Raw genomic sequence first — 12,730 nt, forward strand, 5'->3', positions numbered from 1 at the left:
CGTTCGACGAGCGCGTGGGTGACCCGGCGCGGCGGGACGCCGTCACCACATGGTCCTCGGCGGCAGGACCGGCGCCGTCGCCCGGGCGCGCCGGAGGGGGATCCACCGCAGCAGGAGCAGGGTCAGCCCGATCAGCCCGTCCACGGCGAGCAGGCCCCAGCTCAGCATGGTGAACGCGTGCACCTGCGCCTGGGTGACGCCGGGCAGCTCGCCCAGCCGGGCGATCGACGCCCACTGGTCCTGCGTGCCGGTCAGGAGCAGCGTCAGCCACACCGCGATGACCTGCGAGGCGTCCCAGAGGGCGTGCAGAAGGACCACCGCGATGTACCAGCCGAGCAGCTCCGTCCGCGGCCGGGGCCGTCCGTTCGGGCTGCGTGCGGCGGTCGCGAACAGGACGCCGCCCAGCAGCGCGGTCCACAGCCCGTGCCCGACGGGGGCGAGCACCGCGCGCAGAGCCTCGGTCTCGACCAGGTTGAGCAGCGACAGGCCGCGGGAGGTGAACAGCGCGTTGAAGGCGTATCCGGCGCTCTCGAGCGCGGCGAAGCCGAAGCCCACGGCCGCGCCGAGCACCATGCCGTCGCGCGCGGTGTAGAAGGGCAGGCGCCGGGCGACCAGCCACAACGCGGCCAGCTTGACGCCCTCCTCGATCAGGCCGACGGCAGGGTAGGCCCAGCCCGACGCGTGCGTCAGGAACGCCGACTCCAGGAGCGAGGCGCCCAGGACGCCCAGCACGCCGCCGTACACGAACGCGGTGAAGACGCGCTGGGCGGTGATCACGGCGTCGCCGTGCCGGAACGCGAAGGCGACGAACGTGACCGGGACCAGGAAGCTGCCGACCAGGATGATCGTCGGGACCAGATTCGTGTTGCCGGTGACGAACGTGACGACCACGGTCGCCACCCACAGCACCGACCCGCCGAGGAAGATCCGGATCCAGCTCGGGCCGGAACGCGGCCGTCCGATCGAAGGGTGGGGCACGAGGTCGGCAGGGGGGATCGACAATGACTGCACCGCAGGCTCCTTCCGGGAGGCTTCCCGCCCAGGATGTGCGCTGCAGGCCGTCGCTGTCGTCCTGGCCAGCGGCCATTCCGGCTACCTGCTGGCTGGAATCCCGGCGTCCGGTCAGCCGCCGGCGACCGGCAGCTCGGCGCTGAGCGCGGTGCCCTCGCCGGGCGGGCTGACCAGCGTGATCGTGCCGCCGAGCGCCTCGACGCGGTCGGCGAGCCCGAGCAGCCCGGAGCCCTCGCCCGTCGAGGCGCCGCCCACGCCGTCGTCGCCCACGTGCAGCCGCAGCATGCCGTCCGCCAGGTGCGCCCGCACGGTCACGGTCGTGGCGTGGGCGTGCTTGGCCGTGTTCGTGAGCGCTTCGGAGACCACGTAGTAGGCGGCCACCTCCACCGGTTCGGGCAGCCGGCCGGGTACGTCCAGCTCCAGCTCCACCGGTACGGCGCTGCGGCGGGCCAGGGTCTTCAACGCCGGGCCCAGCCCGGCCTCGCTCAGGATCGCCGGATGGATGCCCCGGGAGATCTCGCGCAGTTCGTCGACCGCCTCGCCCAGCCCCTCGGCCAGCCGGTCGAGCGGCTCGGCGAGCTCGGGCCGGTCGGGCGGCAGCCTGGCCTGGGCGGCCCGCACGTCCAGCACGAGCGAGACCAGCCGCTGCTGGATGCCGTCGTGCAGGTCGCGTTCGATGCGGCGGCGGGCCTGGTCGGCGGAGGTGACGACGCGTGAGCGGGAGGCGGCCAGCTCCGCCCGCTGCCGGGCGAGGGTGACCGCCATCGTGTTGAAGCCGTGTTCCAGCACGCCCACCTCGCCGGCGCCGCTCTCGGGCACGCGGGCCTGGAGATCGCCGTCCGCCAGCCTCCGGGTGGCCCCGGCCACCCGCCGTACCGGAACCACCACCGCACGGGTGATGTAGCCGGAGTAGGCGCCGATCAGGGCGACCGACGCGATCAGGCCCGACACTCCCACGGCGCTCGCGCGGTGTGCCGCGGCCTCGGATTGCCGCTGCTCCGTCCGGACCATCGACAACGCGGTGGCGACCAGCGCGTCGAAGTCCGCGCGCATCGCGTCCACGCGGCGCTCGCCCTCGGCGATCTCCGCCGTGCGCGCCCTGGCCGGGTCGCGACGTATGGCCTCCACCAGGGGGACGGAGTAGTCGTCGATGTAGGAGGTGCCGGCCGCGGCGATCGTCCGGGCCCGGGCGCGCTCGGCGGGGACGCCGGCCACGAGCCGCTCCAGCGCGCTCGCCTGGCCGGGAAAGGCCGCGACGGCCTCGCGCCAGGGCCGGAGGAAATCCTCCTGGCCGGTGAGGGCGAAGCCGCGCTGGCCCGTCTCCATGTCGATGATCAGGCGTTCCAGCCGGTTGGCCATGGTCAGGACCTCCGCGGAGCGCTGCTCGCGAAGCCGGACGTCGCGCAGGTCGGCGATCGAGGCCAGCAGCACCGCGAAGGCCCCGCCCACGATCAGCGCGAGCACGGCTCCGGCCGCCACCGTGCGCACGGTCAGACCGCGGCCGACGTCGCCAGCTGGTCGGCGTGACCGGCCAAGGAACATTCCCGGAGTGTACCGACACAGTGATGAGGTCGGGATAATGCCTGCATGTCCGGTACGCAGGTGGTTCTCGCTGACGATGACGTTCTGCTGCGCGAGGGGCTCGCCAGCCTCCTGCAGCGTTCAGGTCTGGAGGTGATCGGCCAGGCCGGCGACGCCGGGCAGTTGCTGGCCCTGGTACGCGAGAAGCGGCCGGAGCTCGCCATCGTGGACATCCGGATGCCGCCGACCAACACCCTGGAGGGGCTGCAGGCGGCCGCGCAGATCCGCGAGGAGCATCCCGAGATCGGCATCCTGGTGCTGTCGGCGCACGCCGACGCCGAGCACGCCATGCAGCTGCTGGCCAGCGGCCGTGGGATCGGTTACCTGCTCAAGAGCCGGGTGACCGACGTGGAGGAGTTCGTCGACACGGCGCGGCGGATCGCCAAGGGCGGCTCGGTCGTGGATCCGGCGCTGGTCCAGGAGCTGGTGTCGGCCCGGCGCCGTGACGATCCCCTCGACGTGCTCAGCGCCAGGGAGCGCGAGGTGCTGTCGCTGATGGCCGAGGGCCGCTCCAACGCGGGCATCGCCCGGCGGCTGTGGGTGACCGAGGGCACGGTGGAGAAGCACGTGCGCAGCATTCTCACCAAGCTCGGGCTGGCCGAGACCGACGACGACCACCGCCGGGTGCTGGCCGTTCTCAGGTTCCTCGAGGCTCGCTGAGCACCTGCCGGATGGCCGGCCCGGACAGCCCCGACTTGGGCAGGAAGCCGATGGCCGGGCTCTCCTCGACCAGCTGGTCCAGGTCGGCCGCGTCCCGGGTGGAGATCATGATGACCGGGACGTCGTCCAGCCGGCCCGCCACGTCGAAGCCGCTCTCCTCGCCCAGCCCGACGTCGACCAGCGCCACGTCCGGCCGCAGTGCCGAGGCCAGGGACTCCGCCTCGGCGCCGGTCGTGGCCACGCCGACGACCCGCACGTCCTGCAGCTCCAGCAGTCGGCGCGCGGCGTCCATGAACCGCCGGCTGTCATCGACGATCAGGCAGCGCAATTCCACGACCCCAGGCTGCCAGCCGCGTCAGGCGCCGGACATTCCCGCTAGCTGGAAGCTCGTCGTCTGTGCCACCGGGAATGAGCCGCGCGCCACCGGTGCGGCGACCTCGCCGCGGCGGTGGCCGGGCCTGGGGACCGGAGCCGGAAGGCAGGCCTGGTCACGTTAGCCGCCATCGCAGGATTACCGCTGGCCGGTAGTGCGATTGGGCGCTGACGCTGACGACTGCCTCTCCTCCTGTTGCTGGGATTGATGACTGCAGGCGACCGGGAAGACGATCGCCGCGATCCGGGAGGAGCCGCAGCATGGGAGCGATGGCCGGCACTTCGTCCGGGGTGATCCGCAGCCTGATTCCGGCGCGACTGGACCGACTGGCGTGGACGCCCTTTCACACGCGGCTCGTCGTGGCGCTCGGCGTCGCATGGGTGCTCGACGGCCTGGAGATCACTATTGCCAGTTCGGTGACCGGAGTGCTGAGCCAGCCGGACACCCTCGACCTGTCGGCGACCGCCGTCGGGGCCATCGCGACCGTGTACCTCGTCGGTGAGGTGGTCGGCGCCCTGGTCTTCGGCCGGCTGTCGGACCGGCTGGGCCGCCGCAATCTGTTCACCGTGACCTTGCTGGTGTACCTGGCCGGCAGCGGTCTGACCGCGTTCACGTTGGGTCACGGCACCGGCTGGATCATCTACCTGTTCGCCACCCGCTTCATCGCGGGCATGGGCATCGGCGGCGAGTACGCCGCGATCAACTCGGCGATCGACGAGATGATCCCGGCGCGCTACCGGGGCCAGGTCGACATCGGCGTCAACGGGACGTACTGGGCCGGCGCCATCCTCGGCACGCTGGGCACGCTGGCTCTGCTGCACGCGGTGTCCCCGGAGATCGGCTGGCGGCTGGCGTTCCTGCTCGGTCCCGTCCTGGCCGTCGTCGTGGTGTACGTGCGGCGCAACCTGCCGGAGAGCCCACGCTGGCTGCTCATGCACGGCCGCGCGGCCGAGGCGGAGCGCGCCATGGCCGCCATCGAGGTGCGGCAAGGCTCCCCCGGCACCCTGGAGCCCGTGGACGACAGCCGCGCGATCGAGGTAAGGCCGGAGCGGGTCGGCTATCGCGCCCTGCTGCGGGTGCTGTTCGTCGATCACTGGCGGCGGTCGGTGCTCGGCGCCACCTTGATGATCACGCAGTCGTTCCTGTACAACGCGATCTTCTTCACGTACGCGCTGGTGCTGACCCATTTCTACGGGGTGCGCGCGACCGACGCGCCGATCTACCTGATCGGGTTCGCGGCGGGGAACCTGCTCGGCCCTCTCACCATCGGCCGGCTGTTCGACAGCGTGGGCCGCAAGCAGATGATCGCCGGCACCTACATCCTGTCCGGCGTGCTCCTCGCGATCACCGCCGTCCTCTTCGACCAAGGCGTCCTGACCGCGGCCACCCAGACCGCGGCCTGGTGCGTGATCTTCTTCTTCGCGTCGGCCGGCGCCAGCTCCGCCTACCTGTCGGTGAGCGAGATCTTCCCGCTCGAGGTGCGCGCCCAGGCGATCGCGGTGTTCTTCGCCATCGCGCAGTGCTTCGGCGCGATCGGCCCCGTGCTGTACGGCCACCTCATCGGCACCGGCGCCGACCCGTCCCGGCTGTTCGCCGGCTACCTCGTCGGCGGCGCGGTCATGGTCGTCGGCGGCGTCGTGGAGATCCTGCTCGGGGTCCGCGCCGAACGCCTGCCGCTGGAGGCGATCGCCCGCCCGCTGTCCGCGGTCCCCAGCACGGCCGTGCCCCGCGCGGCGGGTGCCACGACGACCTTCTCCCCGCGCCGCCGCTCCTAGCCCGGCTGCTGAAGGACCAAGGTGATGACCATGCCTGACTCCACCCACGCCCTCGACGACGCCCCCGCGCCCGTCCGGCCGGACGCGCGGCTGCTGTGGACCGGGGGCGCGGCCACCGCCCTGGTGGCGGCGCTCATCGTGCTCGTCGGCGTGCTGTTCACCCGCGGAGTGCTGGGCATCCCGGTGCTGGCCCCCGAACGCGCCGGGGTCTTCGGCGACTCCACCACCGTCACCTACGCGGTGTGCGCCGCCGCGACGGCCTTCGCGGCCACGGCGCTGCTGCACCTGCTGCTCATCGCGGCACCCAGCCCGTTCACGTTCTTCGCCTGGATCACCGCGCTGGGGACCCTGGCGGCGGCCATCGCCCCCTTCACCCGGGACGCCCTGCCGGCCAGCCAGATCACCGCCGCCACCGTCAACCTCGCCGTGGGGATCGCGCTGATCTCGCTGCTGTCCGGCGTGGCCCGCAGCGCACTGCGGCGCGCGGCGGCTGGCCGAGCGGATTCCCCCTGGCCCTGACCGTCGGCCGCGATCGCCTGCGGCCGATGCCCCGGCAGATCGACGAGGCCCCGCGCGGAAGTATCCCGCGTAGTCCCACGCGTAACAGGCGAGGCAGGCGGGGACGAAGCCGGTGTGACCCGTGAGAGTCGTCTTCTGATGGGGGCCGCCGCCGGCCTGGCCGCACTCCTGCCCGTCTACTACCTGACGGAGGCCGGAGCCAAGGCCCTGCGGGCGGGCGCGGCCGAGGCGGGCCCGGCCCCGGCCGGACTGGGATGCCTGGCGGCGGTGGCGATGATCGTCGCCGTCCTGGCCGCGTGGCCGGCCGCGGCCCTGGCCTGCGGGGTGCCGCTGACGTCGGCGGGCATGCTGTTCGCCCTCGACGCCGAGGCCGCGGTGAACGTGGCGGCCTCCCTCCCGTGGTCCGGCCTGCCGTGGGACGGGCTGCCGCGGGCGGAGCTGGCCGAGCCGCCCGGCACGCTGGCCGGCGTGACCGGCCTCTACACGCTCATCGGGGCCCTGCTGGTGCTCTCGGCGCTGCTGCCCGCCCGTTGGCGATCTATCCTGAGCGGGTGAGCGGACGAGACCCGGGTCGGCGCAGGGCGCTGCTGGACGCCGCGGACCGGGTCATCTCCAGCGAGGGCCCGGACGTGTCGATGGCCGCCATCGCGGCCGCGGCCGGCGTCACCAAGCCGATCCTCTACCGGCACTTCGGCGACAAGAGCGGCCTGTACGAGGCACTGGCCGACCGGCACGTGCGCACGGTGATCGCCCAGCTGCGCCCCAGGTTCGCCGAGGCCGGCGCCGATCTGCGCGGCCGGGCCAGGGCGACCATCGGCGCCTACCTCGACCTGATCGCGGCCAACCTCAACCTCTACCGGTTCCTGTTCCACCGGGCCAGCGCCGAGGACACCAGGATCCGCTCCCGCATGACCTCGCTGGTGCGCAGCCTGGGCGAGGAGCTGGGCGGCGTGCTGGCCGCCGAGCGGGTGGTGGCCGACCCGGTGCGGGCGCAGGTGCTCGGGCACGCGTTCGTCGGCATGGTGCAGACCACCGGCGACTGGTGGCTGGAGCACCCCGAGGTGGACCGGGCGGAGGTGGTGGAGGGCCTGGTCGACGTGATCGCGGCGGCGCTCGACCCCGGGCTCACTCCCCGAAGCGGGAGAGCTTCCCATGCCGCCGGGCGTACCTGAGCGCCCACGCGAACAGCCCCAGGGTCGCCGCCAGATAGGCCACGTTGAGCCCGGCCGCCCATGCGAGCCGGTCCCACGGCACCGCGCCGCCGCCCAGAACCGTGCGCATGCCCTCGAACACGTGCGAGGCCGGCAGGAACCAGGCCACGGTCTGCAGCGGCGCGGGCAGCACGGAGACCGGGTAGAAGATCCCGGCCAGCGGCTGCACCACGAACACCAGCGACCAGGCGACGACCTGGGCGTTCTCTCCGAACCTGAGCACCGCCGCGATGCCGATCAAGCCCAGTGACCAGCCGAGCACGAGCAGCACGCCCATGAACGGCACCAGCCCCACCCCGAGGCTCGTCACCCCGAACCCGTAGAGGCCGAGCGCGAGCCCGGCCATCACGGCGACGGCGAAGGCCACCTTCCCCAGAGAGAACAGCACCAGCCCGGCCAGGTATTCGACACTGGACAGCGGGCTGACCTGCACGTTGAGCAGGTTGCGCGACCAGATGTCCTCCAGGAACGCGATCGACAACACGTTGCCTAAGAGGTACCCCAGGAATCTGGCCTCTGAGCTGGGAAAACACGTCCCAGCGCCTCGTCATTCCTTGGAATCCGGACGACCCCGGACGAACGTCCCCATTCCGGCGTGAGTCTCGGTCAATCCATCCGCTCTGAGCTGGTGCAATACCTTCTGAGACGTCGCCGTGGCAATCCCGAACTCCTCCTGGAGCTGGAGGATTCCAGGAATCTTGGAGCCAGGCGGGTATGTCCCGTTTTCGATCCGTTCGAGAAGAATCTCGTACACCTGCCGCCAGCGAGGAATGTCGGGCTTCCATTCGATCACTCAAAGCACGCTAGGAATCACAAGGCTTGTTGACTATAGAGGCTCTCTAGGCATTCCAAGCTATGCAGGGTTACTATGCGATGCATGACCAAACCCCGGAACATCCTGGTAAACCTGGGTGGGATCAAGGTAGCGATCGCACCCCACGAACTGTTCTGCTACCTGGCGAAGGTCTACGCCGACCCAGGGAGCACCCTTCCCACCGAGGTATTCGGCACGCCGGAACACGAGGAAGCCTGGACATTCGTCCGAGGAGCCATCAGAGGGAAAGAACTCGCATACGGGACCGTCGAAATGTGGGACGTCGGATACCCGCAAAACCCGAAGAAGGTTAAGGACCTCGGTCGGATTGACCGACCGTCCCAAGACCCGGTGCTCTCGTGAGCTACCGGCGGTGATTCCCTCGGGAGCATTCATCCGAATGCGTCAGTAAAGGGAGCCTGAGGGAATCACCACCTCGCCAGACCTAGGAGGCTGCCCAGCGGGGCACCCAAGGAGGTGAGGACAAATGAATCCGAGAGAAGAATGGAAGCCCCTACCGCATAGGCCATAGGTAGGGGCTTCCTCTCTTTTACTCCGACGTAGGCTCAGCAAGGAATTTGTGGTTGAGGATTGCCTCCCGTGCTTCCTTGAGCGTTTCGGCCAACTTGGTAACCTCCTGGCCCAGCGCCGTGATCCTTCTAAGGTCGGCCTGCGACTTTTCCTTGGCCTGCCTCGCCTCTTCAAGGCTCATTGCTTAGTTCCTTCCTTGTACTGATCTCGCGCTACGTTCAAATCCTTCATGAGTTTGTCTGTCCCCCCGAGATCAGGGTGAAGGACCTTTGATAGCGCGCGATATACCTTGTCGTGCAGGCTCGGGGGGAGGTATAGGAATAGGCCGTGAAATGGGTTCGGTGGATTCTGGACGAATACCTTGTATCCCTCGGATTGTAGGAGGTCCACCAATCCGAGGAGATTCGCGACACCACAGATTAGCCAAGCCTTCTCAGAAGGAACCCAGTTCCTCGTATAGGTCTTGATTAGTTCTTTGGCTTCAAACGGAGCGTAGATAAAAGCGGCCTCCTCGTCGCCCACAACAACGACGCGGACAATAGGCATTTCGCGATGACCTCCTTTCCATGAAGATCAACGGGCCGCCCGGCCCAGGGGGGGAGGGAGGGAGGGCTTTAGGGAGGGTTCGGGGGAGGGTTTGAGATGCAACTCTCCCTGCCCTGACCTGGGGATATACCTTCTTAGGGAGGGTAGGGAGGGTTGTTTCCGGAAAGTAGGCCCTTAGGCCCCCTGCCGATATATCTTTTACCCTCGTACAGGGGGTAGGGGGAGATTCTCCGGCGAACCCTCCCTACCCTCCCTATCCCAGGTCAGAGGCCCTTTTGCCCTCCCTGAGACTCTCCCTAAACCCTCCCCATGACCCTCCCTGGGCCTGGGGAGGGTCCAGCGTCGAGCTACCCGAGGTGCAGCCGATCCTTGAGCTTGATGCCGGTATAAACCATGGTGCCGTTGGACTTTATTTTGGTGATGGGAATTCCATTGAGTGAACGCTTCGCCGGCTGATTGGGAGGATTGGCAATCTGCTTGCCGAAAACGGTTGGCTTTGTACCGGTGTCGCTGGTGTGCTCCACGTATGCCTTGTAGAGATCGGTCGCGTTTATGCGGAAGTCGGCACCAGCCTCACAGCATTCCTCAAGAAATGCCTGGTACTTATCCTCTGACTCGGCGTATTCCTCGGTCCGTTCCCTAATACGCTGGCATGGCGGCATCTTCCCGGCGTCGAGGTATTCCTTCGCACCCTCGGCCATCCACCAAAGGATTCGCTCGCCTTCCATGAGGAGCTTGGATTTGAGTTCGGTATCCATGTTGTCCTCGGATACCTGATTATCGAATGGGATCTCTCTGAAGCGTCGCTTAAAGCCGTAACCGCCATACGCCACATCTGGGCGATGGTTGCCCTGGAGAATCATTTGATGAGTCGGTTTGAAAGTGAATTCATCCTTGTGCTTGAAAGCCGCATTGATACTGTCGCCGCCAGTGACTTGCTTGAGTCGAGCCTCATTGAATCGGGAACCTTCCCGAGTTTCAGGGTGAATCGCCAGACGGGCACCAAACAGAGTGGAAAGCTCGAATGTGGTCGAGGTATCAACGTTGGTAAGGAATCCTTCCTTCAGGCAAACGGCATAGTTCATTCCGCTCACGGTCCCGAGGATTCCAAGCATGAGTTCAATGAGAGTTCCCTTGCCGTTGCCACCCTCCCCGTAGAAGAAAGGAAGGATGTGCTCACGTACTTCTCCGATCAGGCAAAGGCCAAAGAGGTTCTTCAGGTACTTGATAAGGTCAGGATCGTTGTTGGCGATGAATTGCATGAACTTCTGGAACTCGGGCATGCCAGCCCATTCATCCTCCTCCGGATTCCGGGGGATTACCCCAACGCTCGTAATCCGGGTGAGGAGATAGTTCCTGTCATGAGGAAGTAGCGTCAGATTCTTTAGGTCGAGCACGCCACTGGGCGTATTGAGAAGGTAGGGGTCAGGGTCGAAATCGGTCGCGGCCTTCTGCATTTCAGGATCAGACTTAGCCAGCGTGACGATTGCCAGAAGCTTCTGAATGTTCAGGTGCATCCGTTGGCGTTTCCTGTCGTGGTCGTTCTCCGAGGGCCACGAACGGACGAACTTACGGGCGAAATGGAGGGCACCCGATGGGCCATCATTCACCCACCGCTTTCCGTCCCAACGTCGCCATGAGTCGATTTCGGGAACGTAGAGAATCTGATCCTTGTATTCGGCTACAAAGCCAACGGCATTGCCGTCGTCGGTGAATCCGTACTGGCTGATTGGTTGGGAGGTGACTCCTGACATGAGGGAAAGAACCTCCTCAGCCCTGGATTCGAGGCGCTGCCCCTGGGCCTCCTCGGTGATTGGATTACTGGCCAAAATCAGACCTCCAGATCAGAGCTGTGCCAGTCATGGATTGTGATCGGGGATTGCTTCCCGATCTCGATTGATCTGCTGATTTTGTATTCGATCCAACGGAGGTCTTTTTCGTCCCTAACCCAGGTCCAGGCGGTTGCCTTCAGCATTTCTCTGGCTAGACGTTCGTCGAGCCCAGAGCCGGTAATCAGGCCACCTATCGCCCTAGCGTGCGTATAGAGAGTTACGTCGTGCTTCCCATAGGGGGCTTCCTTGATTTTCATGCAGATGTGCGTGAGTCGCTGGAAGTTCTCGAATTCCTCGTCAGAGGTGAGTTCTCTTCCCACCCAGTTGCGGCCCACGGGCGTTTCATCGTTGACGTGAATCTTCTGGTAGGTCCTAAGAAGGACATCGCTCCAGATAGTGAATTGGTCGAACTCGGTTTCGTCCGATAGTTGGTCGAGGGCATCCCAATCGATGGGCCGGCTCAGGATGTACGGCTTACGTTGGCCCGTTGTCTTGGACACCCGAATCGTCGGCGGGATATAGACGAACCCACGTCCGGCTTGAATGTCGATGCCATGCCACGGGCTGAACTTCCTGAGCCCAGATTGATTGACGTAGTAATGCTGCCCCCCGCTAGGCGTCGAGACGATTCCTCGAATTGGGGGAGCAGCCCTGGCCACGTCCCGCAGCATTCGGAAACTCTCGTCTCCTCCGTTCCTGGGGTCTACGTCGATTACGTCGAATCGAACTCCGGTCACGGCACAGACGGCATAGCCAGGTCGCCATTCGTCCAGGACGGAAAGGTCTGGCTCGATTTCAGGCCAGCCCTTCGGGAAGTAGAATTCCCGATCGGAACTCCTCGGTGCGGGCCTGGCGACGAACACGGGAACGCCGTTGGCGATGAATTCCCGAGCAAGGGCCAGCTCCCTTTCCCTCATTTCGCTGAAGCTCATTCCCACCTGAGACCTCCGGCGACGTTTACCCAGAAACGGTGTCCGCATCGGCCTTTCGCCAATACGTCCTTGCCTCGGTCGCTGGTCTTAACGGCGAGAACCGTATAGGTCCAGCATTGTGGGCATTGGGGCACGATGAGCCATCGATTCCTTCGGCCCTTATCCATGCGGAGTTCCGAGACGTAAGCCTGCTTGATTTCACCCTTGCCGATGCGAATCATTGGAGTCCTTCCAATTTCTCTCTGACCACCTGTGCCCAATCGACGTTTTCGAGGGCGTAGGCCAGGCAGTAGCGGACAACCTCTGACTTGGCCAGGCCGTAGAAGGTGCTGACATTCGTTATGTGGGTGTTCATTCGCGGAGTGACCCGATAAGCCGTGAGGGTTTCCGTGAATGGACTGCCAGAGCTGGTGAATACCTCGTTCAGATCCATGGGGTTCCCTAATGGGTAGTGGGTTTTCCGCTCGGGGATCGCTTATCAATGTCGGGCGCGCTGGGCCTGGGTTTAGGCTTTGGTTTCTGGATCTGCTGACCCATCGGGAACCACCCCCTCGAAAAGCCTGCGGAGGATGGAGATTTGCCTTGGGGAAAGAGGTGGAGCTTCGCTCAACACCTCATCAACGAGGGCTTGCATTGCGCCCATAGAAAAACGCCTCCTCTTGGAAATGGGCACTCGGGTGGAACGAAATGTGAGTGCCTTAAGAGAAGGCGTTCAAAGGTATTTCTGAATTGTTCTGTCTACGCTATAGATGCGAGTTGATCAAGTTGACTGTTATCGTTTCGTGATGTACCATGAGTGTAGTTACAAGGACATGGAAAGTCAAACTGAGCAGTCCTCCCAGGTAGCGCCACAGATGAAGCTGAGTGGCCCCAGGAGAGGCGTAGAGAGGCCCGAGGAGTCAGGCACCAGGGCAGGACTCAGAGAGGCCCAGGAAAAGCTCAGAG

Annotated in this window: 16 protein-coding genes; 6 read left to right on the forward strand and 10 right to left on the reverse strand. The window is 65.9% G+C overall.

What is annotated here, in order from left to right; translation table 11 throughout:
• Nucleotides 1–42: 42 nt before the first annotated feature.
• Together ID574_RS35895 and ID574_RS35900 are read right to left on the reverse strand one after the other, a co-directional pair.
• The gene (locus ID574_RS35895) at nt 43–1,011 is read right to left on the reverse strand and encodes a PrsW family intramembrane metalloprotease (RefSeq protein ID WP_223167413.1); all 969 of its coding nucleotides are present in this window, start codon (nt 1,009–1,011) and stop codon (nt 43–45) included.
• A 111-nt stretch (nt 1,012–1,122) separates the two neighbouring features.
• The gene (locus ID574_RS35900; RefSeq protein ID WP_223167414.1) at nt 1,123–2,553 is read right to left on the reverse strand and encodes a CHASE3 domain-containing protein; all 1,431 of its coding nucleotides are present in this window, start codon (nt 2,551–2,553) and stop codon (nt 1,123–1,125) included.
• A 45-nt stretch (nt 2,554–2,598) separates the two neighbouring features.
• Here ID574_RS35900 and ID574_RS35905 point away from each other — a divergent pair, with 45 nt between their 5' ends.
• A complete protein-coding gene (locus tag ID574_RS35905) occupies nt 2,599–3,252 on the forward strand; it encodes a response regulator (RefSeq protein WP_188193427.1) in 654 nt (217 codons plus the stop codon).
• Here the strand turns inward: ID574_RS35905 and ID574_RS35910 are convergent.
• Entirely contained in the window at nt 3,230–3,586 is a 357-nt protein-coding gene (locus ID574_RS35910) for a response regulator (RefSeq protein WP_223167415.1), read from the reverse strand. The two genes, ID574_RS35905 and ID574_RS35910, sit on opposite strands and share 23 nt — an antisense overlap.
• Before the next feature lie 299 nt (nt 3,587–3,885).
• Here ID574_RS35910 and ID574_RS35915 point away from each other — a divergent pair, with 299 nt between their 5' ends.
• The 4 genes from ID574_RS35915 to ID574_RS35930 all read left to right on the forward strand — a co-directional run bounded on the left by ID574_RS35915 (nt 3,886) and on the right by ID574_RS35930 (nt 7,091).
• Nucleotides 3,886–5,400, forward strand: coding sequence for an MFS transporter (locus tag ID574_RS35915; RefSeq protein WP_223167416.1), 1,515 nt, complete (start codon nt 3,886–3,888; stop codon nt 5,398–5,400).
• A gap of 30 nt (nt 5,401–5,430) precedes the next feature.
• Nucleotides 5,431–5,919: a DUF6069 family protein gene (locus tag ID574_RS35920; RefSeq protein ID WP_188193428.1), complete on the forward strand. Its 489-nt coding sequence runs from the start codon at nt 5,431–5,433 to the stop codon at nt 5,917–5,919.
• Nucleotides 5,920–6,033: 114 nt separating this feature from the next.
• On the forward strand, nt 6,034–6,474 hold the full coding sequence (locus tag ID574_RS35925; RefSeq protein ID WP_188193429.1) for a hypothetical protein: 441 nt from the start codon (nt 6,034–6,036) through the stop codon (nt 6,472–6,474).
• Nucleotides 6,471–7,091: a TetR family transcriptional regulator gene (locus ID574_RS35930; protein ID WP_188193430.1), complete on the forward strand. Its 621-nt coding sequence runs from the start codon at nt 6,471–6,473 to the stop codon at nt 7,089–7,091. The genes ID574_RS35925 and ID574_RS35930 overlap by 4 nt, the downstream gene beginning before the upstream one ends.
• Here the strand turns inward: ID574_RS35930 and ID574_RS35935 are convergent.
• Together ID574_RS35935 and ID574_RS35940 are read right to left on the reverse strand one after the other, a co-directional pair.
• On the reverse strand, nt 7,045–7,614 hold the full coding sequence (locus ID574_RS35935) for an ABC transporter permease (RefSeq protein ID WP_188193431.1): 570 nt from the start codon (nt 7,612–7,614) through the stop codon (nt 7,045–7,047). The genes ID574_RS35930 and ID574_RS35935 overlap by 47 nt on opposite strands.
• A gap of 63 nt (nt 7,615–7,677) precedes the next feature.
• Nucleotides 7,678–7,923, reverse strand: a complete 246-nt coding sequence (locus ID574_RS35940; protein ID WP_223167417.1) for a GntR family transcriptional regulator — start codon at nt 7,921–7,923, stop codon at nt 7,678–7,680.
• An 84-nt stretch (nt 7,924–8,007) separates the two neighbouring features.
• Here ID574_RS35940 and ID574_RS35945 point away from each other — a divergent pair, with 84 nt between their 5' ends.
• Nucleotides 8,008–8,307 (forward strand): hypothetical protein, encoded by a 300-nt coding sequence (locus tag ID574_RS35945; RefSeq protein ID WP_188193432.1) that lies wholly within the window; start codon nt 8,008–8,010, stop codon nt 8,305–8,307.
• A gap of 187 nt (nt 8,308–8,494) precedes the next feature.
• On the opposite strand, the gene ID574_RS35950 is transcribed toward ID574_RS35945, so the two are convergent.
• From ID574_RS35950 to ID574_RS35970, 5 genes are all read right to left on the reverse strand, one after another.
• Nucleotides 8,495–8,656: a hypothetical protein gene (locus tag ID574_RS35950; protein WP_188193433.1), complete on the reverse strand. Its 162-nt coding sequence runs from the start codon at nt 8,654–8,656 to the stop codon at nt 8,495–8,497.
• Nucleotides 8,653–9,021 (reverse strand): hypothetical protein, encoded by a 369-nt coding sequence (locus ID574_RS35955; RefSeq protein ID WP_188193434.1) that lies wholly within the window; start codon nt 9,019–9,021, stop codon nt 8,653–8,655. The genes ID574_RS35950 and ID574_RS35955 overlap by 4 nt, the downstream gene beginning before the upstream one ends.
• 347 nt (nt 9,022–9,368) lie before the next feature.
• Entirely contained in the window at nt 9,369–10,775 is a 1,407-nt protein-coding gene (locus ID574_RS35960) for a DNA primase family protein (RefSeq protein WP_188193435.1), read from the reverse strand.
• Between the two features lie 77 nt (nt 10,776–10,852).
• Nucleotides 10,853–11,785, reverse strand: coding sequence for a bifunctional DNA primase/polymerase (locus ID574_RS35965; RefSeq protein ID WP_188193436.1), 933 nt, complete (start codon nt 11,783–11,785; stop codon nt 10,853–10,855).
• Between the two features lie 217 nt (nt 11,786–12,002).
• Nucleotides 12,003–12,218, reverse strand: coding sequence for a hypothetical protein (locus ID574_RS35970; RefSeq protein WP_188193437.1), 216 nt, complete (start codon nt 12,216–12,218; stop codon nt 12,003–12,005).
• Nucleotides 12,219–12,730: the final 512 nt, after the last annotated feature.

Source organism: Nonomuraea sp. SYSU D8015 (genome assembly GCF_008065375.1).
In the GTDB taxonomy this organism is placed as follows: domain Bacteria; phylum Actinomycetota; class Actinomycetes; order Streptosporangiales; family Streptosporangiaceae; genus Nonomuraea.